Origin of the sequence: Catenulispora pinisilvae (assembly GCF_015356865.1) — a bacterium.
Lineage (GTDB): Bacteria > Actinomycetota > Actinomycetes > Streptomycetales > Catenulisporaceae > Catenulispora > Catenulispora pinisilvae.
This window is the reverse complement of sequence record NZ_JAAFZA010000084.1, coordinates 12592-38717: the sequence shown is the minus strand read 5'-3', so window position 1 is coordinate 38717 and position 26126 is coordinate 12592. Positions and strand designations below refer to the sequence as shown.

Sequence of the window (26126 nt, the reverse complement as noted above, 5' to 3'; positions counted from 1 at the left end):
GGGTGGGGATCGTCGGGAGTTGATCCCATATCAAGTTCACGCGCAGCGTGCCGGCGGCGGCGCCTCGGCTGGTCAGCGACTGCACCGGGCGTGCGGCCGTCATCTTCTCGACGCGGTTGCTGCCCTCGCCGTCGTCGGACGCCCTGATGATCATCCGGTTCAGGCGCATGGCGGTACCCCCTGGCTGATGAAGTTGTCTGACATCCCTATCCATCTGACTACAGTTTGCTACCCAGTGCCGTCTAGGCGGAACGCTCAGTCCGTTCTCTGGCCGAAATGGCGCTCCAGGGCGGCGTGTACGTCTTCGGACAAGGTGGTGACGCCGGAGCGGGACGCGGTGCCGGCCGCCGGGTCGGGGACGGTCTCGGCGCGCACCTGGTCCTGGGCTCCGCAGTCTTTGCATTGCGTGTTGCCAAGTACCCGGACCAGCCGTGCGGAGCCGCACGCGGCGCAGTGTGCCAGGTCAGCGGTCCAGTCGCGGTCGTGCTGGCAGTCCGGGCAGATCAGAATCTGCTCCCCCGCGCGCACGCCCCGCCGCCACGGTGACGCGCCGCGGACCGGGTCGGTCTGGCGGGCGCCGCAGCGGTGGCAGGGCATGGCGTGGAGGTTTCCTATACGGGTCGGGTGCCGGTGGTCCCGGCGGCGGTGATTCGGATGGGAGGGGATGGGATGGGGTTGTCTTATGCGCCTGCGCCGGCCGCGGTGATCGCGTCGCGATAGTCGTCCAGCGAGCGGGCGTCCGGCAGACCGTTCACCACGGTCCACCGGACGACGCCCTCATGGTCGATGAGGAACGTCCCTCGGACGGCGCAACCACGCTCCTCGTCGAAGACGCCGTACGCGCGCGCCGTCCCGCCGTGTGGCCAGTGGTCGGCCAGCAGCGGGAAGCCGAAGCCGGCCTCGTCGGCGTACGCGCGCAGCGAGTACAGCGCGTCGCACGACGCGGCCAGCACCTGCACACGCTCGTTCTGGAAGTCCTCGACGCTCTCCTGGATCGCTTGTAGTTCCGAACCGCAGACCCGGGAGAAGGCGAACGGGTAGAAGACCAGCAGCACGGCCTGCTTCCCGCGGAAATCCGCCAGGGAGACGGTCTGGCCGTGCTGGTCGGTCAGGGTGAACGCCGGGGCCGGGTCGCCGACCGCCGGCACCGGCGGCTGCTCCGCCTCGACCTGCGAGGAGGGGCGGTCGGGGGGATGTGTTGATGGGCCGCCTTCGGGCGGCCCGGGTTGGGAGGACATCGCCGTTACTGCCCCGCAGTGTCGTCGGCCTTGGCACGGACCGCGGACTTCGCCAGCTTGCCGCCGGCCTTCGGGCTCACCAGCCGGGTGCCCAGCCATTCGGGTCCGGCGCTGATGCTCGAGGTGGCCGACAGGCCGGCGGTCGGGGCCGCCTCGCCGATGTCGCTGGGCTCCACGTGGCCGTCCCGGCCGGCCTTGGGCGTCAGCAGCCAGATCGGGCCGCCGTCGGCCAGCGCGGTGAGCGCGTCGACCAGGTTGTCCACCAGGTCGCCGTCGTCCGTGCGGTGCCACAGCACCACCGCGTCGACCACGTCTTCGAAGTCCACGTCGACCAGATCCGCGCCGATCGTGTCCATGATGGCCTGACGCAGTTCCTCGTCGCAGTCCTCGTCCCAGCCGAGTTCCTGCACCACTTCGCCCGCCTGGAAGCCCAGGCGCACAGCCAGCGGGTTGGCGGCGGTCTGAACCTGGTCCGCGACCGCGCCCACGGAACTGTCCTCCTTCATGTCGTTCTGCATTCCCCTAGTCCATACGCCGGAAGCCCAAGACGCAACTACCCGAAGGGCTGCGAGTCCGGCGCGGTGTCGCCGACCGGCGGTGTTTCGACCACCGCGTCGGGTCCGGGGAACACCAGTCCCTGGTGCCCGTCGGCGAACTTGACCAGGTAGGGCGGGGTGCCGGCCGCTCCCTTGACCTCGATGATCTCGCCGACCCGCTCGGCGTCCCCGACCACGTGACCGTGGACGTGAAGCCGGTCTCCCACAGAAGCTCGCATGTCTCCAGTTCACACCCGCCTGGCGGTGAAGACCACCCCTTGGCACGCATTTATCATGGTTACCACCCAGTAGATGTGACGTCCACGGCATGCGCGTTAGACGATGGTGGACGATGTAACCGAGAAGATCTACAAGATCTATGTCTAGGTTGAAGGACGACAGTGGCACCCGGACAAGAGCGTTTCCCCATCATCAGTGACGGCCTGCCCACTCAGCTGCCGGACGTGGACCCGAACGAGACCGCGGAGTGGATCGAGTCCCTGGACTCAGTCGTCAACGAACAGGGCCGCCAGCGTGCGCGGTACCTGATGCTGCGCCTCCTCCAGGAAGCCCGCGCGAAACAGGTCGGCGTGCCGGGCCTGCGCTCCACGGACTACATCAACACGATCCCGCCGGAGGCGGAGCCGTGGTTCCCGGGCGATGAGGACATCGAGCGCCGGATCCGGGCGTTCATCCGCTGGAACGCCGCCATCATGGTGTCCCGGGCCAACCGCCCGGGCCTGGGTGTCGGCGGCCACATCGCCACCTACGCCTCGGCGGCGTCGCTGTACGAGGTGGGCTTCAACCACTTCTTCCGCGGCAAGGACCACGGCGAGTCCGGCGACCAGGTGTACTTCCAGGGGCACGCCTCGCCGGGCATCTACGCCCGCGCGTTCCTGGAGGGCCGGCTCACCGAGCAGCACCTGGACGGCTTCCGGCAGGAGACCTCGCAGGCGCCGTTCGGCCTGTCCTCCTACCCCCACCCGCGCCTGATGCCGGACTTCTGGGAGTTCCCGACCGTGTCGATGGGCCTGGGCCCGATCGGCTCGATCTACCAGGCCCGGTTCAACAAGTACCTGTACTCGCGCGGCATCGCGGACACCTCGCGCAGCCACGTCTGGGCCTTCCTCGGCGACGGCGAGACCGACGAGCCGGAATCGCTCGGCGCGATCGGCCTGGCCGCCCGCGAGGAGCTGGACAACCTCACCTTCGTGATCAACTGCAACCTGCAGCGCCTGGACGGCCCGGTGCGCGGCAACGGCAAGATCATCCAGGAGCTGGAGTCCACCTTCCGCGGCGCCGGCTGGAACGTCATCAAGGTGATCTGGGGCCGGGACTGGGACCAGCTGCTGGCCCAGGACACCGACGGCGCGCTGGTGAACAAGATGAACACCACGCCCGACGGCCAGTTCCAGACCTACACCGTGGAGACCGGCTCCTACATCCGCGAGAACTTCTTCGGGGACGACGCCCGGCTGCGCAAGATGGTCGCCGACATGTCGGACGACCAGCTGCGCACGCTCTCGCGCGGCGGCCACGACTACCGCAAGGTGTACGCGGCGTTCAAGGCGGCCCGCGAGCACACCGGCCAGCCGACCGTGATCCTGGCCCACACCATCAAGGGCTGGACCCTCGGCGAGCACTTCGAGGCGCGCAACGCCACGCACCAGATGAAGAAGCTCACCAAGGCCGAGCTGAAGAGCTTCCGCGACCGGCTGCACCTGCCGATCACGGACGCCCAGCTGGAGGCGGACCTGCCGCCGTACTTCCACCCGGGCGAGAACTCCCCGGAGATCCAGTACATGAAGGAGCGGCGGGCCGCGCTCGGCGGCTACCTGCCGCGCCGTCAGGTGCACCCCAAGCCGCTGCCGCTGCCCGGCGACGACGTCTACGGCCAGCTGAAGAAGGGCTCCGGCAAGCAGGCGATGGCCACCACCATGGCCTTCGTCCGGCTGCTGAAGGACCTGATGCGGGACAAGAACATCGGCGCGCGGTTCGTGCCGATCATCCCGGACGAGGCCCGCACCTTCGGCATGGACTCGCTGTTCCCGACCGCGAAGATCTACTCGCCGCACGGCCAGACCTACGACGCCGTGGACCGCGACCTGCTCCTGTCCTACAAGGAGTCCACGCAGGGCCAGATCCTGCACGAGGGCATCAGCGAGGCCGGCTCCACCGCGTCGCTGGTCGCCGCCGGAACCTCCTACGCCACGCACGGCGAGGCCACGATCCCGGTCTACATCTTCTACTCGATGTTCGGGTTCCAGCGCACCGGCGACCAGTTCTGGCAGATGTCCGACCAGCTCGGGCGCGGCTTCGTCCTGGGCGCCACCGCCGGCCGCACCACGCTGACCGGTGAGGGCCTCCAGCACGCCGACGGCCACTCGCACCTGTTGGCCTCCACGAACCCGGCCGTGGTGGCCTACGACCCGGCGTTCGCCTTCGAGATCAGCCACATCGTGCAGGACGGTCTGCGCCGCATGTACGGGTCCTCCGAGGAGCACCCGCACGGCGAGGACGTGTTCTACTACATGACCGTCTACAACGAGCCGTACCAGCAGCCCGCTGAGCCGGCCGGGGTGGACACCGAGGGCATCCTCAAGGGCCTGTACCGCTACGCCGCGGCTCCGGACGGCCCCGCCGACCGGCCCAAGGCGCAGATCCTCGCCTCCGGCGTCGGCGTCACCTGGGCCTTGAAGGCACAGCAGATGCTGGCCGAGGAGTGGGGCGTGGCGGCGGACGTGTGGTCGGCCACCTCCTGGACCGAGCTGCGCCGCGACGCGCTGGCCGCCGACGAGCGCGCGCTGCTGTTCCCCGAGGAGGAGCCGCGCGTGCCGTACGTCACCCAGACCCTGGGTGCCACCGACGGCCCGATCGTCGCGGTGTCGGACTGGATGCGCGCCGTCCCGGACCAGATCGCGCAGTGGGTGCCGGGCGACTCGGTCACGCCGCAGCGCTACTCCTCGCTGGGTGCCGACGGCTTCGGCTTCGCGGACACCCGTGGCGCGGCCCGCCGGTTCTTCCACATCGACGCCGAGTCGGTGGTCACCGCGGTCCTGGCGCAGCTCGCCAAGCGCGGCGAGGTGAAGCGGGAGGCCCCGTCCGAGGCGATCCGGAAGTACCAGCTGCACGATGTGCGCGCCGCGGGCGCCGGCCCGACCGGCGGCGAGGCGTAGGCGTTACCCGCACGAGCGCACGACCACAACCGCACACGCGCACGACCGCACAACCGCACAACCACCACCGCACGAGCGACAACGTCCCCACTGCCAGTGAGCAGCGGGGACGTTCCGCGTTAATCACTGGCCGGTCGCCGAAGATCGGTGATACACACCCGGGGTGCATGAGATCCCCGAGTTCACCGAACTGCTGAAGCTGCTCGACGAGCGGTCGACGGCCTTCCGCGCCGCGTTGCAGTCCGCGCCCGACCTGTCCGCGCCGGTGCCGACCTGTCCGGACTGGACACTGCTGGAACTGGCGCAGCACCTGGGCAGCGTGCAGCACCGCTGGGCCCGGGTGATCGCCGCCGGCCCGTCCGACACCGATCCGACCGAGCCGGAGAAGGAGATCCGCAAGACCGCGCCGAGCGAGCGGGAGGCCCTGCTGACGTGGCTGACGGAGGCGACGCGGCTGCTGCTGGACGCGGGGCGCGAGGCCGGCCCGGACCGCGGCTGCTGGGCGTGGTGGGGTGCCTCGGAGGCGCCGCTGACCGCCGGCGCCGTGATCCGGCACCAGGTCCAGGAGGTCGCGGTCCACACCTACGACGCCCAACTCGCGGCCGGCGTCTCGGAGCCGGAGCAGGTGCCGGGTCTGGTCGCGATCGACGGCGTCGAGGAATTCGGTGTCACGTGCGGCACGACGAACGTGCCCTGGCCGTACGAGCCCGCGCTGTTCGACGTGTGCATCGTCGACGGCCCCTCATGGCGCCTGACGCTGTCCCCGGCCGGCGCGAGTATGAGCCGACTGTCCGATGACGACACGGACCGGGAGGCGCCCGACACTTCGCTACGGGGCACGGCCAGCAACCTGGTGCTCGCGCTCTACGAGCGGATCCCGATGGACTCGCTCAAGGCCGACGGCGATCTGGAGCTGCTCGAACGGATCCTCACCTGGGACATGGAGCCGTAGCCGGCAAACAGGAGCGGCGCCCCCGAAAGGGCGCCGCCACAGGTGCTCGACCGTTGCATGACCGCGTCTTGCGGAACCCCCCACGAGCTCCGCAAGACGCGGCGAAGTCGGCCGTCGCAAGCCCCCGTTGGACTGTCACGATGGCTACCCGGACTCCGCCCCACGCAGCCGGGTCGCCGCCATACCGTCCTTTGCGCGACTCGCAGGACGAGATTAAGCAATGGAGATGCCCGGAGGCGAGAATCCCGTACAACTCCGTACACTCGTCCGCAAGCCGTAGACCTGCGGTGATTCTTTGGAACGGGGTACGGAAGGGGTTCTGGGTCCTGTGACAGACCGGCCGACCTCAGCCATCCCCGATCCCGCTGCTCCCGATCTCCCCGGCGCGGTGGATCTCGCCGGCTTCATCGAGCGGCTGCGGACGCTGCGCGCCCACGCCGGTTCGCCCTCGTTCCGCGTCCTGGCCAAACGCGTGGGGCCGCTCCTGAAGCCGCCGCAGGACGTCACGCATTCGACGATCAGCGACGTCTTCGACCCGACCCGGCGCCGGCTGAACCAGGAACTGGTCGTGGCGATCGTCCTCGCGCTCGGGGTGCCCGAGGCGCAGGTGCCGCAGTGGCGCTCGGCCTGCCTGGCGGCGCACGCGGCGCATCGGCGGCCTGCTGAGCCGACCGGCGTCTTCCGGCAGTTGCCCGCGGAGCTGGCGACGTTCACCGGGCGGCGCGAGGAACTGGCCTCGCTGATGGCTTTGGTGGATGCCGCGGGAGCGGCCGGAACACCGGACTCGCAGAACTCGGACTTCCAGAACTCGGACTCTCAAAACTCGGACCTCCAGAACTCGGACCTCCAGAACCCGGACTCCCAAAACTCAGGCTCCCAAGCATCGGACTCCCAGGACCCCGCCATCCCGCACACCGTCGTCGTCTCCGCGATCGAGGGCATGGCCGGGATCGGCAAGACGCAGCTCGCCATCCGCGCCGCGCACGAGTTGGTGCGCGCGGGACGGTTCGCCGACGTGCAGCTGTATGTGAACCTGCGCGGCTTCGATACCGAGGCGGCGCCCGCGGATCCGGCCGACGTCCTGGACTCGTTTCTGCGGCAGCTGGAGGTGCCCGCGCGGCGCATCCCGGCCGGCTTGGCCGAGCGCGCCGCGATGTTCCGAGACCGGATCGCCGGCCGCGACGCGCTGGTGCTGCTGGACAACGCCGCCGACGAGGCGCAGGTCGCCGCGCTGATCCCGGCCGACCCGCGGTGTCTGGTGCTGGTCACCAGCCGGCGGACCCTGGCCGGGCTGGACGGGGCGCGGCTGTTGCGGCTGGACGTCTTCCCGTTGCGCGACGCGCTGAACCTGCTGGCGCGGGTGGTCGGACAGGAGCGGGTCGCGGCCGAGCCGGACGCCGCGGTGCAGGTGGTGCGGCTGTGCGGGCTGCTGCCGCTGGCCGTTTCGCTGGCCGCCGCCCGGTTGCGGTCCCGGCCGGCGTGGACTCTGGCGCGGTTGGCGGCGCATCTGCGGGACAGCGGACTGGACGCGGTGCGGGCCGGGAGCCGTGAGCTGCGACCGGTCTTCGAGCTCTCCTACCGGGAGCTGCCGGCTTCTACCGCGCGCGCCTTCCGGTTGCTGAGCCTGCATCCCGGGCGCGGCTTCACGGCCGGTGCGGTGGCGGCGCTGACCGGCACCTCTGATGCGGCGGCGCAGGACGCGCTGGAGGCGCTGCTCGACGAGAACCTGGTGGAGCAACGGACCGCCGACCGGTATGAGCTGCACGACTTGCTGCACGCGTTCGCCTTGGAGCGGGCCGAGGCCGACGAGAGCGCCGCCGAGCGGGACGAGGCGCTGGCTCGGCTCCTGTCCTGGTACCTGCACGCCGCCGAGAACGTCTCCCGGGCCGTGGAAACGCGGCGCCTGCTGGAGACGTTGCCCGCCCGCCCGGGCGAGCCCGCACCGCCCCGCTTCGCCTCCGCCCCCGACGCCATGGCCTGGTACGACGCCGAGCGCGAGAACCTCAGCTCGGTGTTGGGCTGCGCCGCCCGCACCGGACGCCACGACCTCGCGCTGCGATTACCCGTCACGCTGCTGGGCTGCTACCAGCTGCGCAAGGACTGGGCCCGCTGGCGTGCCGGGTACGAGACCGGGCTGGACAGCGCGCGCGTGGTCGGCGACCGCACCGCGCAAGGCCGCCTGTCCAACGGCCTCGGCCTGGCGCTGTTCGACCTGCGCGAGTACGCGGAGGCGATCGACGTCTACGGCGCCGCCCTCGCGCTGGCCGAGGAGGTCGGCAGCCGCCAACAGGTGGCGTCCATCCTCGGCAACATCGGCGACTGCCACTGCCGGCTCGGCGACTTCGCCACCGCCGAGAACGTGATCCGCCGCAGCCTCCACATCTTCCGCGAGATCGGCGACCCGCAGAACCTGGCCTCCTCGCTGTGCAACTACGGCGTCCTCCTCCACGAGGCCAAGCGCCTCCCCGAGGCCCACGACACCCACTCCGAGGCCTGGGCCGCCGCCCGCCAGGCGGGCAACCGCCGCTACGAGGCGATCATCGCCTTCAACCGTGCCGAGGTCTGCATGGACCTGGAGCGCCCCGCCGACGCCGAAGCCGACTACCGGCTGGCCCTCACCGCCGCCCGCGAGGCAGGCGACCGCCCCACCGAGGCCGAGGCGCTACGGGCCCTGGCACGGCCGCTGCGGGCCCTGGGACGCGGGGACGAGGCACGGGCCGTGCTGGGGGCCGCGGTGGCGGTTTTCGAGGCGCTGGGGTCCCCTGAGGCGGCGGCCACGCGGGAGCTGTTGGCGTCGCTTGGCGGGTGAACACCACAGGTCATATTCGCCTAGGACGGTTCACCTAGAACGAGGGCCCTCAAGGATCCTCATGAAGGCCGAGCCGAGTGAGACGCACCGTGCTCGTGCGCGGGCTCCAGCGGAGGACTCCCGATCGGCAGGCAAGTACTGCACTGAGCCTCCTCCATCGGATGCTCCGCCGTGGACCGGGTCGCCTCGTCCCGCACCCCGAACCAGGCGATCGCCCCCGTCACCGCGAACAGCACCGCCGCCAGCACCATCGCCTTGGCGAAGGCCGGCTCCAGCTTCGCCGGGTCCGCGTACCCGTCCCCCTTCAGCCCCACCATCAGCGGGAACGCGGCCACCGCCAGCGCCCCGGCGGCGCGCGCCACCGCGTTGTTCACGCCGCTGGCGATGCCGGCGCGGTCGGTGGTCGTGGAGTTCAGGACCGTCACCGTCACCGGGACCGCGATCATCACCATGCCGAGGGAGAACACGATCAGCGCCGGGAGGATGCGGGCCCAGTAGTTCGGGTGGTGCCCGGAGGTGGACAGGATCAGCACGCCGATCGCGGTCAGGGCACCGCCGGCGGTCATCAGGCGGCGGGCGCCGAGTTTGGTGGTGAGGCCGCCGACCCGGGAGGACAGGGTCATCATGACGATCGTGGTCGGCAGTGACGCCAGCCCGGCCGCCAGCGGCTTGTAGCCGCCGACCACCTGCAAGTACGTCGCGAAGAAGAAGAACAGCGCGCCGAGTGCCCCGTACGCCGTCAGCGTCAGGGCGTTGGCGGCGCTGAACTCCCGCGAGCTGAACAGCGACAGCGGCATCATCGGGGCCGGGCTGCGCCGCTCCACCAGGACGAACGCCACCAGCGCCGCGACGCCCGCCACGGCGGTGGCGATCACGCTCGCCGAGCCCAGGCCCTTGGCGCCGGCCTCGACCAGGGCGTAGGTGACTCCGGCCAGCCCCAGGGCGCCGAGCACCGCGCCGGGGATGTCGAAGTGGCCGATGACGACCTCGCGCGACTCCGGCACGTAGCGCAGTGCGACGGCCACCACGGCCACGGCCAGCGGCAGGTTGATCAGGAAGATCCAGCGCCAGCTGGCGTACTCGATGAGCCAGCCGCCGACCAGCGGGCCGGCGGCGCCGGCGATGCTGGCCAGCCCGGACCAGGCGCCGACGGCCTTGGCGCGGTCGTCGGGGTGGAAGACGGACTGGATCAGCGCCAGCGCGCCCGGAGTCAGCAGTGCGCTGCCGACGCCCTGGACGGCGCGGAAAGTGATCAGGAAGCCCAGATTCGGGGACAGGCCGCAGGCCAGGGAGGCCAGGGCGAACCAGACCACGCCGATCAGGAAGACCTTGCGGCGGCCGAAGCGGTCGCCGAGCGAGCCGCCGACGAGCACGAACGCGGCCAGGGTGAGCGTGTAGCCGGTGACGGTCCACTGGAGCCCGGCCAGCGACGCCCCGAACTGGTGGCCGATCCGGGGCAGCGCGATGTTGACCACCGTGCCGTCCAGGAACGCCATCGCCGAGCCCAGGATCGTGGTGGTCAGCACGCCGCGGCCGATCGGGGTGCCCAGCCGGACGCTGCCGGCCTCGGCGGAGGCACCAGGGGTCACAGGTCACTCACCATGCGCCCATCGTGTCACGCGCCCGGGGCCGCCGCACCCGATCGACGGCCGGGGATGGCAGGGCCGTGACACGCGCCATGACACGCGCCATGACAACGGCCGGCGCGGCGGGTCCAGGCGACCGGATTCGAACCGGCGTCCTCCGCATTTGAAATGCGGTGTGGCTCCCTCTGCACTACGCCTGGCGGGCCCGGGCGGCCGGATTCGAACCGGCGTCCTCCGCCCTGTGGAGGCGGCGTGACTGCCTCTGCACTACACCCGGGATGAGCAGGTGGCCCGGACATCCGAGCCGGGTCGAGCTTGGCCGATCCGGACCCGGCCACGCAAGCCGGGCCGGCGGGCGGCCCCCGCACCGGAAATCAAAATACTGATGGCGAGAGCCGCTCGCCGGCCGCGCACTCCCGAATCAGCTCCGTATAAGGCCAGGGCTCGATCAGCGGCGCCCCGAGCTCGATCTCCGAACCCCCGGACCCCACGGTCACCGGCAGTTCCTCGGCCGCGGCCAGGATCGGCGCCACAGACCCGGTGGACATCGACTCCCGCACCGGCCCCGCCATCCGCGCCAGCGAACCCGTCCGCTCCTGCTCCAGCGCCCACACCGGCTCCGGCCCGGCGGTGCCGGCCACGGTCGCGTACCCGGCCCAGCGCAACGCGCTCCCCCGCATCTTGTCGTTGACCCGCCGCAGAACCCAGTGCACGAGCTGCGGATCCCGGGAGACCAGCAGCGGCCCGAGCACCTCGGCATCCTCGTCGTGCGACTCCAGCCGGGAGAGGAACCTCAGCCGGAACCCGCCGGCCGCCTCCGCCAGCCGGACACAAACCATGCGCAGCTCACGATCGGCACCCTGGGCGAAGTACGCCTGCTCCAGCGCCCCGACATCGGTCCGGTCCCGTAACACGCTCTGCCGGAGCACCGCTATCTCATAAGCCGGGTTCCGAAGCAGCGCGTCGGACATGGCGTCCGTGCCCAGCGGGCCGAACACGTAGTCGACGAACTTCGGGGGCAACGGACCGCGATCCAGCATCCGCACCAGAATCCCTTGCGCCGCCTCGTCTGTGCCGCACGTGTCGAGGAACGCCTCCACGATCCCGGGCGGCGCCATCGCCAACAGCACCGCCGACGCGTCCACCCCGCGCGGCCAGCGCGGAGCCCGCCCCGCCCACAGCGCGGGGTCTGCGGGTCCGGGTCGGGCGACCGAGTCGATCAGCTCCGCGACCGAGCCCCGATAGGCACCGGCGCGCGCCGCCAACGCCAGCCAGGCATCCGTGTCGTCCCCGACCCACCACTCCAGGAGCACCGCGACCTCCGCGAGCAGTCGCCGGCGCCAGGGCTCGAAGTCGTGCCGGGTGACGTCCAGACCGCGGTGAGCGCGCCCGCCGAGATAGCCCTCCGTCAGCCCGTCGATCGGGACCAGCAGGCCCAGCAGTTCCACGGCCGGGCGGGTGCGCGCCACCGCGTCGGCGGCGGTCAGCTCACCGGCCTTCAAGGCGGTGATCAGCGCGCCGCGCTCGCGGAAGTGGGTGCTCGCGTCGGTCATGCGCTCATCATCGTGGCAAGCAAGGTGGGCCGGCCCGGGTTTTCCCGAGCCGGCCCGCCGGGACACCGCGTGCCTATCAGCCCTCGATGTTGCTCATCACGTGCTTGATCCGGGTGTAGTCCTGGAACCCGTACGTCGACAGGTCCTTGCCGTACCCGGAGTGCTTGAACCCGCCGTGCGGCATCTCGGCGACCAGCGGGATGTGGGTGTTGATCCACACGCAGCCGAAGTCCAGGGCCTTGGCGGCGCGCATCGCCTTGCCGTGGTCCTTGGTCCACACCGACGACGCCAGCGCGTACTCCACGTCGTTGGCCCAGGTCAGCGCCTGCTCCTCGCCGGCGAACCGCTGCACGGTGATCACCGGGCCGAAGACCTCGTTCTGGATGATCTCGTCGTCCTGCTTGAGCCCGGAGACCACGGTCGGGGCGAAGAAGTACCCCTTGTCCCCGACCCGCGCGCCGCCGGTCTCGACCTTGGCGTGCGCCGGGAGCCGGTCGATGAAGCCGGTGACGTGCCGCAGCTGGTTGGCGTTGTTCAGCGGGCCGTAGAGCACGTCCTCGTCGTCCGGGTTCCCGGTCTTGGTGGCCGCGGCCGCCTCGGTCAGCTTGGCCACGAAGGCGTCGTGCACCGAGTCCTCGACCAGCACCCGGGTGGCCGCGGTGCAGTCCTGGCCGGCGTTGAAGAACCCGGCGACCGAGATGCCCTCGACCGCGGCGTCCAGGTCGGCGTCGGCGTAGACGATGACCGGGGCCTTGCCGCCGAGCTCCAGGTGCACCCGCTTGACGTCGGCGGCGGCGGTGGCCGCGACCTCCATGCCGGCCCGCACCGAGCCGGTGATCGAGGCCATCGCCGGGGTCTTGTGCTCGACCATGGCGCGGCCGGTGTCCCGGTCGCCGCAGATCACGTTGAACACGCCGGCCGGCAGGATCTCACCGATGATCTCGGCCATCAGCAGGGTGGACATCGGCGTGGTGTCGGACGGCTTGAGCACCACGGTGTTGCCGGCGGCGATGGCCGGCGCGAACTTCCACACCGCCATCATCGCCGGGTAGTTCCACGGCGCGACCTGCGCGCACACCCCGACCGGCTCACGCCGGATCCAGGAGCTGTGCCCGGCCAGGTACTCACCGGAGGCAGTGCCCTCCAGCATCCGCGCGGCACCGGCGAAGAACCGGATCTGGTCCACCATCGGCGGCAGTTCCTCAGAGGCGGTCAGGCCCAGCGGCTTGCCCGTGTTCTGCGACTCCACCGCGACGATCTCCTCGGCCCGGGCCTCGATCGCGTCGGCCACCTTCAGCAGCAGCCGCTGCCGCTCCGAAGGAGTGGTGTCGCGCCAGCCCGGGAACGCCTCCGCGGCGGCGCGCATCGCGGCGTCGACGTCGTCCGACTCCGAGACCGGCGCGTTCGCGATCACCTGCTCGGTGACCGGGTCGATGATCTGGCTGGTCTTGCCGGACACGGTGTCGACCGGCTTGCCGCCTACATAGTTGCGAAGCTGGCGTGCTTCCACGGTGTTCGTCTCCTCTTGGATCAGGGCCGGCTCTGAGGGAGACCAGCCTACACAGTTGGGTCGACAGTGACGATGGATTCAGTGCTTAAAAACGCCCTCACATACGGATTCCATCGATGAAGCCTTGCCAAAATACCGTTCCCGTTGTCACAATCCCTTCGTGACCGACAGGACGAACGACAGGGCGAGCGGCGCAGCCGGCGGCTACCACTTGGACCCCCTGTCCAAAGCCATCATCGAACAGCTCCAGCAGGACGGACGGCGCGCCTACGCGACGATCGGCCGGGCGGTGGGCTTGAGCGAGGCGGCGGTGCGCCAGCGGGTGCAGAAGCTCATCGACGCCGGCGTGATGCAGATCGTGGCCGTCACCGACCCGCTGACGGTCGGCTTCCACCGCCAGGCGATGATCGGCATCCGCGCCGAGGGCGATCTGGAGCCGGTGGCCGACGCGCTGGCCGAGATGGCCGAGGTCGACTACGTGGTGATGACCGCCGGGTCCTTCGACCTGCTGGTCGAGGTGGTGTGCGCGGACGACGACCACCTCCTGGAGATCATCAACAAACGGATCCGAGCCCTCCCGCAGGTCCGGTCGACCGAATCTTTCGTCTACCTGAAGCTTCGCAAGCAAACGTACACCTGGGGCGCTCTGTAACGGCAAGAACGGCGCCCGTGGCGGCTCCGCCCCGAACGATCCACTCCTTGATGCGAGGAAGAGCAATGAGCACCGACAGCCTGGACAAATCGGCCTACGACCACCTCTGGATGCACTTCACCCGGATGTCCGGGTACCGGGACAACCCAGTACCGACGATCGTCCGGGGCCAGGGCGCGCGGATCTACGACAGCAACGGCAAGAGCTACCTGGACGGCCTGGCCGGCCTGTTCGTCGTGCAGGCCGGGCACGGCCGGGTGGAACTCGCCGAGGCGGCCTACAAGCAGGCGCAGGAGCTGGCCTTCTTCCCGCTTTGGAGCTACGCCCACCCCCAGGCGATCGAACTGGCCGACCGGCTGGCCCACTACGCCCCCGGCGACCTGAACAAGGTCTTCTTCACCACCGGCGGCGGCGAGGCCGTGGAGACCGCGTGGAAGCTGGCCAAGCAGTACTTCAAGCTGGTCGGCAAGCCGATGAAGCACAAGGTGATCTCCCGCAACATCGCCTACCACGGCACCCCGCACGGCGCGCTGTCCATCACCGGCATCCCGGACGCCAAGAAGTACTTCGAGCCGCTGGTCCCCGGCGCGCACAAGGTGCCGAACACCAACTACTACCGCGCGGACGAGATCACCGGCGTCCCCGGCATGAGTGAGAAGGACTTCGGGATCTGGTGCGCCAACCAGGTCGAGAACATGATCCTCACCGAGGGCCCGGAGACGGTCGCGGCGGTGTTCGTCGAGCCGGTGCAGAACTCCGGCGGCTGCTTCCCGCCGCCGCCCGGGTACTTCGCCCGGCTGCGCGAGATCTGCGACGAGTACGACGTGCTGCTGGTCTCCGACGAGGTGATCTGCGCGTTCGGCCGGCTGGGCACGATGTTCGCCTGCGACAAGTTCGGCTACGTCCCGGACATCATCACCTGCGCCAAGGGTATGACCTCCGGCTACTCCCCGATCGGCGCGACCATCGTGTCCGACCGCATCGCGGCGCCCTTCTACGAGGGCACCAACTACTTCCCGCACGGCTACACCTTCGGCGGCCACCCGGTCTCCTCCGCGGTGGCGCTGGCCAACCTCGAACTGTTCGAGCGCGAGGGCCTGAACCAGCACGTGCTGGACAACGAGGGCGCCTTCCGCTCGACCCTGGACAAGCTCAAGGACCTGCCGATCGTCGGCGACGTGCGCGGCGACGGGTACTTCTACGGCATCGAGCTGGTGAAGGACAAGGCCACCAAGGAGACGTTCAACGACGACGAGTCCGAGCGCCTGCTTCGCGGCTTCCTGTCCAAGGCGCTGTTCGACGCCGGCCTCTACTGCCGCGCCGACGACCGGGGCGACCCGGTGGTGCAGCTGGCCCCGCCGCTGATCGTCGGGCAGGCCGAGTTCGACGAGATCGAGCAGACGCTGCGCTCGGTGCTGACCGAGGCTTGGACCCGGTTGTAGAGGCTTGGACTCGGCTCTAGACGAGAACCTGGCGCCTCCGGAACCCTTCGCCGGAGGCGCTTTTCTCTCCTTTTGAATGGTTCTGATAACGATGAACTCCCCCGCCGCCGAGCCCCTGGGCTCCACTCCCCGAACCCGAGTCCGCCGGCTGCCCGAGAAGGCGGCCACCGACCGCGCCGCCCTGCACGCGGTCCTCGACGCCGGCCTCGTCGCGCATGTCGCGGTCACCGACAACAGCGGTCCGAACGGCGCGGCGCAGCCTTACATCCTGCCGGTCGCCTATGCGCGCGACGGCGAGCGGGTGCTGTTCCACGGCTCGACCGGCTCGCGGCTGTTCCGCGCGCTGGCCGACGGCGCGCCGACGTGTCTGACCGTGACGCTGCTGGACGGGCTGGTCGTGGCCCGCTCGGCGTTCGAGTCGTCGATGAACTATCGGGGCGCGATGGTCCTGGGCACGTGTCGGATGCTGCCCGAGGGCGAGAAGGAAGCGGCACTGGAACGGATCACCGAGCACCTGATGCCGGGCCGCTGGCCGGACCTGCGCGCGCCGAAGCGCAAGGAACTGGCCGCGACTGTGGTGGTGGCGCTGCCGCTGACCGAGGCTTCGGTGAAGATCTCCACCGGCGATCCCGACGATGATCCGGATGACCTGGACTCGCCGGTGTGGGCCGGTGTCGTGCCGCTGCACGAGGCCTACTGCGATCCGAAGCCGGCGGCGAACCTGGCGCCGGGGATCGATGTGCCCGACTATCTGCGCAGGTGGCGGCGGTGAGCGCGGTCGACGGCGACTTGTCACTGTGGATGGACCAGGTGGCGAGCGCCGATTCCGGGTCGAGGCGGCCCGCGTTGGAGGCCGACGTCGATGCCGACATCGCGATCGTCGGCGCCGGATTCACCGGCCTGTGGACCGCCTACTACCTGGCCGAGGCCGATCCCTCGCTGCGCGTCGTCGTGTTGGAGAGCGAGTTCGCCGGATTCGGCGCCTCCGGGCGTAACGGCGGCTGGTGCTCGTCGCTGTTCCCGTCCTCGCTGGCGAAGGTGGAGCGGGTCAGCGGCAGCCGGGAGCGCGCGATCGCCTTGCAGCGCACGCTGAACGACACCGTCGACGAGGTCGGGCGCGTGGTCGCGGCCGAGGGGATCGACTGCCACTTCGTGAAGAGCGGCACCGTGGTCCTGGCCCGCACGCCGATCCAGCTGGAGCGCGCGAAAGCCTCGGTCGACGAGGAGCGCGCGTATGGCTTCGGCGAGGAGGACATCAGGCTGCTGACGGCGGCCGAGGCCTCGGCGATGGTCAACGCGACGGACGTCCTGGGCGGCACGTTCACCCCGCACTGCGCGGCGATCCAGCCGGCCATGCTGGTCCGCGGCCTGGCCGAGGTGGTCGAGCGGCGCGGCGTCACGGTCTACGAGGACACGGCGGTCACTGCGATCCGGGACGGCGTGGTGGAGACCGCGCGCGGTCCACGGGTGCGGGCCGGCAAAGTGGTGCGCGCGACCGAGGGCTACACGCCGTCCATCACCGGGTTCACCCGCGACATCGCGCCGGTCTACTCGCTGATGGTCGCCACCGAACCGCTGCCGGAGGCGGCCTGGGAGCAGATCGGGCTGGCCGGGCGGCAGACGTTCTCCGACTTCCGGCACCTGATCGTCTACGGCCAGCGCACCGCGGACGGCCGGCTGGCGTTCGGCGGACGCGGCGCGCCGTACCACTTCGGCTCCCGGATCGAGCCCGGCTTCGACCGCGACGACCGGGTCCACGTCGAGATCCGCCGCACCCTGCGCGAGCTGTTCCCGGTGCTGGCAGACGCGAAGTTCACGCATCGCTGGGGCGGTGCGCTGGGCGTACCGCGCGACTGGTTCGCCTCAGTCGGCTACGACCGGGACCGGCGCCTGGGCTGGGCCGGCGGCTACGTCGGCGACGGCGTGGGCGCCACCAACCTGGCCGGCCGCACCCTGGCCGAGCTGCTGACCGGGCAGGACGGCGAGCTGACCCGGCTGCCGTGGGTGAACCACCGCTCGCCGCGCTGGGAGCCGGAGCCGCTGCGCTGGCTGGGCGCGAACATCGGGCTGCGGACGATGAGCGCGGCGGACGCAGAGGAGGAGCGGACCGGGAAGCCGTCGCGGCGGGCGAAAGTGTTCGGGCGCTTCCTCGGGCACTGAGGCACGTTGGCCGGCTTGCCCGCTTCAGGTCGTCCCGGACGCCTTCCCTGCGCGCCCGGGACGACCGAATCGGCTGGCGCCTACTTCGTACAGGTCAGGCTGAGAACGGGACCGCCGCCGTCTGTGGGTATCTGAACCGTGAGCTTGTTGGACGAGAGCGTCCCCTTGACCTGGGTCTGCTCCGAAGAGTCGGTCACGGAACTCGCGGAGATGTCGAACGAGCCGGTTCCGGACGGCAGGTGTGTCGCCTTGATGTCGTTGCCGGGGTCAGCGGGATCGTGCACCGTCGCGCTGCTGCCGTTCTGCGTCCAGGTGCCGCTCGATGTCCCCGCGTTCCAGGTGCCGTCGCCGACGGTGAACTCGATCGGGGACCCGATCGGGCCCGCGGCCTCGGCCGCGGGCACCCGGCAGGTCCAGGTCCCCTTCAGGATCCCGGCCACATTGCCGCTGCCGCCGAGCCCGACCCCCAGCCCGATACCGCCGCCGACCACGACCACGACCGCCGCCACGATCGCCAGCATGCCGTTGGTGGTCCTGAAGAACGCGGCGGCCCCGCCGCCGCCCGCACCGCCCACGCCGGTCTGCGCGGCCGCCGCGGCGTTCCGCAGCTGCTCCTCGAAGCCCGGGTTCGCGGCCACCGCGGCCGCGATCAGCTGGACCACCTCGGCGCGCGCCGCGGGATCGCCGCTGTTCATGTAGCCGGCCAGCCGAGGGTCGCCGCCGAGACCGGCGGAGACCGCCTCGTAGAAGCCGTTCCCGGCGGGCAGCTGCCCGAGCCGGAGCTGATCGAGCCCTGACACGGCCCATTCCGCGAATTCCATGCCCCGCCCCCTGTTCCTCGAGTTCTCCGGGCACTCCCCTACCCGGATCGGATCACTGGCGAGAATGTCACGCCCCGGTCGGCATGCGAAGACCATTCCGAGTCTTTGGGACGCCGTCAGACCCGCCGCGAACCGACGACGCCCGGGAACCTACCTCAGACCACGCCTGTCTCAAACCACGAAGGCTTGACCAGCTTCTTCGAAGGCGACGTCGAGTACCCCCGCCGGGTCCGCGCGGCCGTCGGTGTCGGCCCAGTACTGCATGGCGCCGGCGAACGCGAGCAGCCCGAGGCCGGCGGCGAACTGGTCGCGCGGGACCGGGGTGTCGCGGCCGGCCCGGCGGGCCAGGACCAGGGCCAGATCGTCGCGCAGCAGGTCCAGGCGTTCGGCGAAGCGGGCCCGCAGCGCGGGGACCCGTTGGGTGTGCCGGATCAGGGCCACCGACTTCTCGCGGTCTTGAGCGAAGTCCTCGACGGTGACCGCTTTCACCGCCTCGCGGATCGCCACGGCCGGCGGCTCGTCCGCGGGCCGGGCCTGGACCTCGGACAGGATGCCCTCGGAGACCACGACCACCGAGGAGATGACCACGTCCTCCTTGGACGCGAAGTAGCGGAAGAACGTGCGGCGGCTGACGCCCGCGGCGGCGGCCAGCTCGTCGACCGTCGTCGCCTCGAAGCCCTGCTTGGCGAGCAGCCGCAGGGCGGCGTCGGCCAGCTCGTCCCGGACCAGCTGGCGTTTGCGCTCGGCCAGGGTCAGGCCGGGTTGTTCCGTTCTGCGCCGCACGTCACCACCGTATCAGCGTTACCAGCGCCCGTGCGCCATCATTGACACTGAGTGCCAAACAAGGCATCGTGTGCTTGACGGCCGGAGCCGGCAGCCGCGCTATTCATCAGGAGGACGTCATGAGCACGAAGTGGACCGCCGAGGCGATCCCGACCCTGTCCGGGCGCACCTTCGTGGTCACCGGCGCGAACAGCGGCCTGGGCTTCCAGACCACGCGACTGCTGGCCAGGCATGGAGCCCACGTGGTGATGACCGCGCGCGACCAGGTCAAAGGCGAGGCGGCGGCGGCCCGCATCGAGCAGGACGTGCCGGGCGCCTCGCTGGAGTTGAGGAGCCTGGACCTGGCCGACCTGGACTCGGTGCGGGCATTCGCCGCCGGGTTGCACGACGACAAGGTCGGCGTGGACGTGCTGATCAACAACGCCGGGGTGATGATGACCCCGCAGCTGAAGACGAAGCAGGGCTTCGAGATGCAGTTCGGCACCAACCACCTCGGACACTTCGCGCTCACCGGGCTGCTGCTGGACCTGTTGGCGGACCGGGACGACCCGCGGGTGGTGACCGTCTCCTCGACCATGCACAAGCAGGGCACGATCGACTTCGACGACCTGATGCGCACCGAGCGCTACCAGCCCACCCCCGCCTACGCGCAGTCGAAGCTGGCGAACCTGCTGTTCGGCCTGGAGCTCCAGCGCCGGCTCAGCGCGGCCGGCTCGCCGGTGCGGTCGCTGATGGCGCACCCCGGCTACTCGGCCACGAACCTGCAGTTCGCCGGGCCGACCGGGTTGCGCAGGTCCTTGATGCACGTGGCCAACCCGCTGTTCGCACAGAGCCCGACGATCGGCGTGCTGCCCCAGGTGCGGGCCGCCGTCGCGCCGGATGTGGCGGGCGGCCAGTACTACGGGTGTCCGAGGTTCATGGAGACGCGGGGCTATCCGGAACTGGTGCAGCCGAGCCGGCGGGCCCAGGACGCGGCGCTGGCGGCGCGGTTGTGGACGGAGTCGGAGAAGCTGACCGGGGTCGAGTTCTCCTTCTGAACGGTGCTTCGCTGCTCCGGGCCCGGATTCCCCGGCCTCCAGCACCGGATTGCCCGCTCTGAGCACTGATTCCCCACTGTTCGACCGCAGTCGGCGGTACCGCCCCGGATGCCGGGCGGGGTCGCACATCCGGCGCAACGTTGGTTAGGCCGTTGCGCTCTTCAGGGCACACGGGTGCTCGTGAGCATCCCGTCCGACAACCCGATCCTGATGGCCCGCGACTTCGGGCCCGACGCGGTCTGCCTCGCTGTCGGCGAAGGCGAGATCGTGGCCCTCGGCGGCAGCTGCGACGAGGCGTTCCTGCGCGCACTGTCCGGCGCCGACCCGGCCTGGCCGGGCGGACTGTGGCTCAAGGGCGAGCCGCTGCACACCCTGCGGCCCGCGGCCCGGCTGCGCTTCGCCCACGCCCAGTGCGCCCTCGCCCCGCGCGTCGGCAAGCTGCTGCCGGAACTCACGGTCCTGGAGAACACGGCCCTGCCGTTGATCCTGACCGGACTCGGCCGCCAAGAGGCCCGCCGCCGCGCGGTGCGCTGGCTGGAGCGCCTGGACGCGGTCGGCTGCGCCGACTGGCGGGTCGCCGAGCTGACCCCGGCCGAGACCCGCCGCGTGGCCCTGGCGCGCGCGCTGGTCCTGGACCCGGCGGTGCTGCTGGCCGAGGACCCGACCGAGGGCCTGAGCCCGGCCGAACGCTTCCACCTGCTGCGGATCCTGCGCGCGGCGTGCGGCACGCACGGGCTGACGATCGTGGTCGCCAGCGACGACACGGACGTCATCGGGTGGGCGGACCGGCGGATCGAGGTGAAGGTAGCGGCGACCGCGGCCGCGCCGGCGGCCGAAGCAGCACCCGAACCCGCCGACGTACCGGCCGCGGCGCCGATCACCGACCCGGCCGCGATGATCAACCACCCGGCGCGCAGCATCCCGCACCGGATCGGCCGGCACGCCCGCGGCGAACACCGGTTCTCGCCGGTCGGATCCGGAGCGGAGCGCGGACGATGAGCACCCTGACCTCGGTCTCCACCACCCCCCTGGCCCGCTTCGACTACCGCCTGCGGGTCGCGGCCGCGCTGCTGCGCGCCGCACCGCGCGCCGAGCACGTGCTGGTCGGCGCCATGGCCGTGGCGTCGGCGGCGGCCGCGTGGCCCTTCGCCGGGCCGCTGTATCCGGCGGTGGCCATCCCGGCGCTGCTGGCGCTGGCCGCGCTGATCCGGCACCACCTCGACGGTCTGGACGCCCGCCGCGACGCGCTCACCGCGGCCGGCGCGGATCCGGCCGACACGCTGGTCATCCAGATCGCCGGTCCGCTGGCGGCCACCGGCGTGGGAGCAGTGCTCGGCGGCGCGGCGGCGACCGCGCTCGGCCGGCCCTCGGCCCCCGCGTTCCTGCCGCTCATCATCGCTCTGGTCGCCGCGCTCCTCATCCGCCGCAGCTGGCTCGGCGCCCCGGCGCTCGCCACCGGTGCGGTGGTCGCGCTGGTCACCGCCGCGCTGGTGCGGGTCTCCACGTCGGCCGCCGCGCCGGTCGCCGAAGCCCGCTCGCGCGGCGCCGTCCTGCCGCTCCCGCACGCCGCCTCGGCCTCGGCTGCCGGCACCGCCTGGCCGACCGCGCTGGCGGCCGTCCTCGCGCTCAGCACGGTGCAGCTGGTCATCGCCCGGCGGCGGCAGATCCGCGGGCTGGTCCGGGCCCTGACCGCCGCGGCCGCGCGCCGCATGATCGCGAGGAGCAGCGCATGATCCAGGCCGTCGGCCTCACCAAGCGCTACGGCGACAAGCTCGCCGTCGACCACGCCGACTTCGTCGTCGAGGCCGGGACCGTCACCGGGTTCCTCGGCCCGAACGGCGCCGGCAAGTCCACCACCATGCGCATGATCCTCGGGCTGGACCACCCCAGCGACGGCGGCGTGACCGTCGACGGCAAGCCCTACCGGAGCCTGCCGGTGCCGCTGCGCGAGGTCGGCGCGCTGCTGGACGCCAAGTCCGTGCACGGCGGCCGCACCGCCTACAACCACCTGGCGTGCCTGGCCAAGTCCAACGGCATTCCGCTGCGGCGGGTGGACGAGGTGATCGGCCTGGTCGGGCTGGAGCAGGTGGCGAAGAAGCGCTCGAAGAACTTCTCCCTGGGCATGGGCCAGCGCCTGGGCATCGCCGCCGCGCTGCTCGGCGACCCGGGCACGCTGCTGTTCGACGAGCCGGTCAACGGCCTGGACCCCGAGGGCATCCTGTGGGTCCGCAACCTGATGAAGTCGCTGGCCGCACAGGGCCGCACAGTCTTCGTCTCCAGCCACCTGATGAGCGAGATGGCGCTGACCGCGGACCGGGTGATCGTCATCGGCCGCGGCCAGATCAAGGCCGACACCACGATGCGCGAGTTCATCGGGCAGAACGCGACCACGCACGTACGGGTCCGCTCCCCGCACATCGGCAAACTGCGGGAGCTGATGGCCGGCAAGGGCTGGCGCACCGAGGCCCTGCCCGACGACGACGGCGCGGTGGAGGTCTTCGACGTGGCCTCCGAGGCGGTCGGCGACCTGGCCGGCCAGAACGGGCTGTGGCTGCACGAGCTGGCGGTGGTCCAGCCGTCCCTGGAGGAGGCGTTCATGAGCATGACCGCGGACAGCGTCGAGTACCACGCCGGGGTGCCCGGTATGGAGCCCGGACAGATCCTGGGGCAGCCGGGACTGGGATCGGATCAGCCGGCGTGGCAGGGACAGGGCGGCGGGCCCGCTCAGCCCGCTCAGCCCGGACAGTCGGGCCAGCCGGGCCGGCCCGACAGCGGGGAGGCCCGGCGATGACCGCCACCCCCGTCGCCGCCGGCCGCCCCGGCACCGGACCCGGCCCGGCCATCGGCGGCCGCGCCGGCTTCGCCGACGTCATCTCCAGCGAGTGGATGAAGATCCGCACGGTCCGCTCCACCTTCTGGACCCTGGTCGCGCTGTTCGCAGGTTCGGCGGTCATCAGCCTCCTGATCACCCTGGCCGCCGCGAACTCCTACGCCAAGGACCTGGCCGAGGGCAAACCGGACTCGGCCGACATCGTGCTGGCCGGCCTGGCTTTCGTCGGCCAGATCGCCGCCTACGTCCTGGGCGTGATGACGATCAGCGCCGAGTACTCCACCGGCGGCATCCGCACCACCTTGACCGCCATGCCGCGCCGGGTGGAGATCCTGGTGGCCAAGGCGATCCTGCTGGCCGTGATCGTCTTCGTCATCGGCCTGGTCACCGCCTTCGTGTGCTTCTATCTCGGCAACATCCCGCTGCACGCCAAGCATGTCGGCGTCAACCTGTCCTACCCCGGTGCCACCCGCGCGATCTTCGGCAGCGCGCTCTATCTCGCCGGGCTCTCGGTGTTCGGCCTGGCCCTGGGCTTCCTGCTGCGGCACACCGCCGGTGCCATCACCATCGGCCTGGCCCTGATCTTCATCATCGGCAACCTGTTCACGCTGATCCCCGGCTCGGTCGGCCACTGGCTGTACAAAGTGATGCCGGGCAACGCCGGCGGCCAGGTCACGTCGTTCGGCGAGACGGGCCGCAACCCGGACAAGGCGTTCGCCCCGTGGACCGGGTTCACGGTGTTCCTGATCGAGGTCGTGGTGCTGCTGATCGTCGGGGCGATCCTCTTCGAGCGGCGGGACGCCTGAGCCGGTCCGAAGCTTGTCCCAAGCCAGTCCCAAGCCGGCCCGCCCGCCGGGCTCAAGCCACGCCGTAGACGGCGGCCTGGCAGCGGGTGACCGTCGGCTCGTCGATCTGGTCCAGCACCGCTTTGGCCAGATCGGCATAGGACAGCGACGCCGTCGCCTCGGGGTCGTGGACGTCGTCCCCGAGTCGGTAGCGGCCGGTCGACGGCGCGTCCGGTGCCAGCCGCGGCGGCGGCGTGAGGACGAGCCAGTCGACGCCGTCGGCCTGATCGGCCCACGCGTTCAGGCCGCGCAGCCGGGCCACGGCGAACGGCCGCAAGAACGCGGGGAACACCACCTCGTCCTGGTACAGCCGGACATCGCCGGTCCGCAGCATCGCGAACAAACCAATCTCGATCACCCGGCAACGCCGGAGTTCGGCCGCCCGGCTGAGGTTCTCGACGAGACCGACGTAGTAGTCGGCGTCGAAGTCGTCGAACGTGTCGGGCGGGGCCGTGAACGGGGTCACGGCGTTCACGACCGCCGCGACGTCCCCCGACACCCCGGAGACCACGGCCGCGACGCTGCCCGCGTCGGTGAGGTCCCCGGCGACGACCGTCATCGCCGTATCGAGCGCGTCGAGCCCCGGATGCTTGGCCGGATCGCGGACGACGCCGACCACGCGGTGGCCGCGCCGCAGCGCCTCCTCCGCGATAAGCCGGCCGGCCCGGCCCCCGGCACCGAAAATGATGATCGAACTGTTCTTGTGATCGTTGGCCATGGATCGGACGCTACCGGAATCACGCCGTCGCCAGATCGTGTGCCCCGACCCGAGGCGCGATCAGCACGGTGACCCCGGCGGCCACGGCCAGGATGGCGAAGATCAGGATGTACATGCCGTGGTTGGTGGGCCCGGCGTGGTGCAGGGCGTGGAAGACCGCACCGGTGCCGCCGGTGAGGGCGACGGCGGCGAGGCTGTCGCAGATCTGCATCGCCGAGGAATTCGTGCCCTGGCTCTCCTTCGGCGAGTAGCGGAGCAGCAGCAGGTTCAGGGTCTGGAAGACCAGGCTCATCCCGAAGCCGCCGATCACCATGCCGATCGCGACGATCACCGCCGGGGCCGGCAGGACGGCCGCCGAGCCGGTCGCCGCGATCGAGGCGATCGTCACCAGCGGACCGATCCGGACCATGGCCTCCCGCGAGAACGGCAGCCGGCCGCGGCTCGCGAGCTGCGCCGCCGCGGCCCAACTCACCGTCTGGCCGACCAGCGTCAGACCGGCGATCGTCGGGGACAGGCCGCGATCGGTCTCCAGCATCGTGGTGATGTAGTTCTCGGATCCGAAGAAGGCGGCGCCGATCACGCCGTGCATGACGATGACCGCCGGCAGGCCGCGCCCGACCCGCAGGGTCCCGCGCGGCAACAGCTTCGGGACGCTCGGCACCAACAGCGCGACACCGCCGAGCGCCAACACGATTCCCACTTTCGTGAAGTCCTGCCCCGCATACTGCAAAGCCCCGGCCCCGATCGCCGCGATGACCGCGAGCTGCACACGCCGCCAAGGCCTGCTGCCCGCCGCCGCCCCACTGTCAGGCCCCGCCCCACTGTCCGACTCCGGAGCCGCAGCACCGCCTCCCCGCATCCCCCGCAACGGCGCAGCCGTCAGCGCCACCGGCAACGGCACCAGCAGCGCCACGCCGAGGAACACCCACCGCCACGACACGTCCTCGGTCAGGATTCCGGCGACCAGCGGCCCGATCACGGAGGGCATCACCCACAGCGCGGCCATCATCGCCAGCGCCGAGGCCCGCAGCCGCTCCGGATACCCGCGGCCGAGGATGACATACAGCGACACCATCACCAGCCCGGCGCCGAACCCCTGTAACGCCCGCCCGGCGACCAGCTGCGCCATCGCGTCCGCGGTCCCGGCGACCAACAACCCGATGCCGAAAACCGCCGTGCCGCCGAGGAAGGGCAACGCCGGCCCGGCCCGGTCCGCCCGCACCCCGCTCACCACCATCCCGACCAGGCTGGCCGTGGTGAACGCGGTGAAACACAACGAGAGATACGCCGTCCCGTGCACGGCCGCGACGGCCACCGGCAGCGCCGTGAAGACCGCCAGCCCCTCGAACGCGGTCAGCAGGACCGACGACGCCAGTCCGAGCGTGATGGCCAGATACCGGGGGGAGAAAAGGGAATCCGGCTTGGACGCCGAGAACCCGCCTTCGGCTGTCGCGGCTGTGGCAGACATCACCCCAGGG

23 protein-coding genes and 1 tRNA gene are annotated in these 26126 nt (G+C 71.0%); 12 read left to right on the top strand and 12 right to left on the bottom strand.

Features of this window, described 5'->3' with window-relative positions:
• Window positions 1-255: 255 nt before the first annotated feature.
• The 4 genes from IZR01_RS22910 to IZR01_RS22895 all read right to left on the bottom strand — a co-directional run bounded on the left by IZR01_RS22910 (window position 256) and on the right by IZR01_RS22895 (window position 2013).
• Window positions 256-597: a hypothetical protein gene (locus IZR01_RS22910; RefSeq protein ID WP_194899164.1), complete on the bottom strand. Its 342-nt coding sequence runs from the start codon at window positions 595-597 to the stop codon at window positions 256-258.
• Window positions 598-680: 83 nt separating this feature from the next.
• Complete coding sequence (locus IZR01_RS22905) at window positions 681-1238, bottom strand: peroxiredoxin (RefSeq protein WP_194899165.1); 558 nt, start codon at window positions 1236-1238, stop codon at window positions 681-683.
• A gap of 5 nt (window positions 1239-1243) precedes the next feature.
• Complete coding sequence (locus IZR01_RS22900) at window positions 1244-1756, bottom strand: DUF3052 domain-containing protein (RefSeq protein ID WP_228556015.1); 513 nt, start codon at window positions 1754-1756, stop codon at window positions 1244-1246.
• 35 nt (window positions 1757-1791) lie between these two features.
• Window positions 1792-2013 (bottom strand): DUF1918 domain-containing protein, encoded by a 222-nt coding sequence (locus tag IZR01_RS22895; protein WP_194899166.1) that lies wholly within the window; start codon window positions 2011-2013, stop codon window positions 1792-1794.
• Window positions 2014-2175: 162 nt separating this feature from the next.
• Between IZR01_RS22895 and aceE the strand changes: the two genes are divergently transcribed.
• The 3 genes from aceE (at window position 2176) to IZR01_RS22880 (ending at window position 8711) form a co-directional block, all read left to right on the top strand.
• A complete protein-coding gene (gene aceE, locus IZR01_RS22890) occupies window positions 2176-4950 on the top strand; it encodes a pyruvate dehydrogenase (acetyl-transferring), homodimeric type (protein WP_194925050.1) in 2775 nt (924 codons plus the stop codon).
• 163 nt (window positions 4951-5113) lie between these two features.
• Window positions 5114-5902, top strand: a complete 789-nt coding sequence (locus IZR01_RS22885) for a maleylpyruvate isomerase N-terminal domain-containing protein (RefSeq protein ID WP_194925049.1) — start codon at window positions 5114-5116, stop codon at window positions 5900-5902.
• Between the two features lie 328 nt (window positions 5903-6230).
• Window positions 6231-8711: an ATP-binding protein gene (locus IZR01_RS22880; protein WP_194925048.1), complete on the top strand. Its 2481-nt coding sequence runs from the start codon at window positions 6231-6233 to the stop codon at window positions 8709-8711.
• A 59-nt stretch (window positions 8712-8770) separates the two neighbouring features.
• Here IZR01_RS22880 and IZR01_RS22875 read toward each other — a convergent pair whose 3' ends face one another.
• The 4 genes from IZR01_RS22875 to IZR01_RS22860 all read right to left on the bottom strand — a co-directional run bounded on the left by IZR01_RS22875 (window position 8771) and on the right by IZR01_RS22860 (window position 13360).
• Complete coding sequence (locus IZR01_RS22875) at window positions 8771-10300, bottom strand: MFS transporter (protein WP_194898679.1); 1530 nt, start codon at window positions 10298-10300, stop codon at window positions 8771-8773.
• 201 nt (window positions 10301-10501) lie between these two features.
• A tRNA-Val gene (locus tag IZR01_RS22870) sits at window positions 10502-10574 on the bottom strand.
• A gap of 97 nt (window positions 10575-10671) precedes the next feature.
• Window positions 10672-11850, bottom strand: a complete 1179-nt coding sequence (locus tag IZR01_RS22865; protein ID WP_194925047.1) for a hypothetical protein — start codon at window positions 11848-11850, stop codon at window positions 10672-10674.
• Between the two features lie 76 nt (window positions 11851-11926).
• Window positions 11927-13360, bottom strand: coding sequence for a gamma-aminobutyraldehyde dehydrogenase (locus IZR01_RS22860; protein WP_323746678.1), 1434 nt, complete (start codon window positions 13358-13360; stop codon window positions 11927-11929).
• A gap of 160 nt (window positions 13361-13520) precedes the next feature.
• On the opposite strand from IZR01_RS22860, the gene IZR01_RS22855 reads away from it, so the two are divergent.
• The 4 genes from IZR01_RS22855 (at window position 13521) to IZR01_RS22840 (ending at window position 17614) form a co-directional block, all read left to right on the top strand.
• Window positions 13521-14012 carry an Lrp/AsnC family transcriptional regulator gene (locus IZR01_RS22855; protein WP_194898677.1) on the top strand — a complete coding sequence of 164 codons (492 nt, stop codon included), beginning with the start codon at window positions 13521-13523 and terminating at the stop codon, window positions 14010-14012.
• A gap of 65 nt (window positions 14013-14077) precedes the next feature.
• Window positions 14078-15454: an aspartate aminotransferase family protein gene (locus IZR01_RS22850; RefSeq protein ID WP_194898676.1), complete on the top strand. Its 1377-nt coding sequence runs from the start codon at window positions 14078-14080 to the stop codon at window positions 15452-15454.
• Between the two features lie 91 nt (window positions 15455-15545).
• Window positions 15546-16226 carry a pyridoxamine 5'-phosphate oxidase family protein gene (locus IZR01_RS22845; RefSeq protein WP_228555876.1) on the top strand — a complete coding sequence of 227 codons (681 nt, stop codon included), beginning with the start codon at window positions 15546-15548 and terminating at the stop codon, window positions 16224-16226.
• A 29-nt stretch (window positions 16227-16255) separates the two neighbouring features.
• A complete protein-coding gene (locus IZR01_RS22840) occupies window positions 16256-17614 on the top strand; it encodes an NAD(P)/FAD-dependent oxidoreductase (RefSeq protein ID WP_194925052.1) in 1359 nt (452 codons plus the stop codon).
• A gap of 80 nt (window positions 17615-17694) precedes the next feature.
• Here IZR01_RS22840 and IZR01_RS22835 read toward each other — a convergent pair whose 3' ends face one another.
• Window positions 17695-18435: a hypothetical protein gene (locus IZR01_RS22835; protein ID WP_194925046.1), complete on the bottom strand. Its 741-nt coding sequence runs from the start codon at window positions 18433-18435 to the stop codon at window positions 17695-17697.
• A gap of 171 nt (window positions 18436-18606) precedes the next feature.
• Entirely contained in the window at window positions 18607-19218 is a 612-nt protein-coding gene (locus tag IZR01_RS22830; protein WP_323746500.1) for a TetR family transcriptional regulator, read from the bottom strand.
• 119 nt (window positions 19219-19337) lie between these two features.
• Between IZR01_RS22830 and IZR01_RS22825 the strand changes: the two genes are divergently transcribed.
• The 5 genes from IZR01_RS22825 (at window position 19338) to IZR01_RS22805 (ending at window position 23891) form a co-directional block, all read left to right on the top strand.
• Complete coding sequence (locus IZR01_RS22825) at window positions 19338-20255, top strand: oxidoreductase (RefSeq protein ID WP_194925045.1); 918 nt, start codon at window positions 19338-19340, stop codon at window positions 20253-20255.
• Window positions 20256-20435: 180 nt separating this feature from the next.
• Window positions 20436-21254 (top strand): ATP-binding cassette domain-containing protein, encoded by an 819-nt coding sequence (locus IZR01_RS22820; protein WP_194925044.1) that lies wholly within the window; start codon window positions 20436-20438, stop codon window positions 21252-21254.
• The gene (locus IZR01_RS22815) at window positions 21251-21988 is read left to right on the top strand and encodes a hypothetical protein (protein ID WP_194925043.1); all 738 of its coding nucleotides are present in this window, start codon (window positions 21251-21253) and stop codon (window positions 21986-21988) included. The genes IZR01_RS22820 and IZR01_RS22815 overlap by 4 nt, the downstream gene beginning before the upstream one ends.
• Entirely contained in the window at window positions 21985-23046 is a 1062-nt protein-coding gene (locus IZR01_RS22810) for an ABC transporter ATP-binding protein (protein ID WP_228555261.1), read from the top strand. Before IZR01_RS22815 ends, IZR01_RS22810 begins: the two co-directional genes overlap by 4 nt.
• Window positions 23043-23891, top strand: coding sequence for an ABC transporter permease subunit (locus IZR01_RS22805; RefSeq protein ID WP_194925042.1), 849 nt, complete (start codon window positions 23043-23045; stop codon window positions 23889-23891). Before IZR01_RS22810 ends, IZR01_RS22805 begins: the two co-directional genes overlap by 4 nt.
• A gap of 52 nt (window positions 23892-23943) precedes the next feature.
• On the opposite strand, the gene IZR01_RS22800 is transcribed toward IZR01_RS22805, so the two are convergent.
• Complete coding sequence (locus tag IZR01_RS22800) at window positions 23944-24648, bottom strand: NAD(P)-dependent oxidoreductase (RefSeq protein WP_194925041.1); 705 nt, start codon at window positions 24646-24648, stop codon at window positions 23944-23946.
• Window positions 24649-24667: 19 nt separating this feature from the next.
• Complete coding sequence (locus IZR01_RS22795; RefSeq protein ID WP_194925040.1) at window positions 24668-26116, bottom strand: MFS transporter; 1449 nt, start codon at window positions 26114-26116, stop codon at window positions 24668-24670.
• Between the last annotated feature and the right edge of the window lie 10 nt (window positions 26117-26126).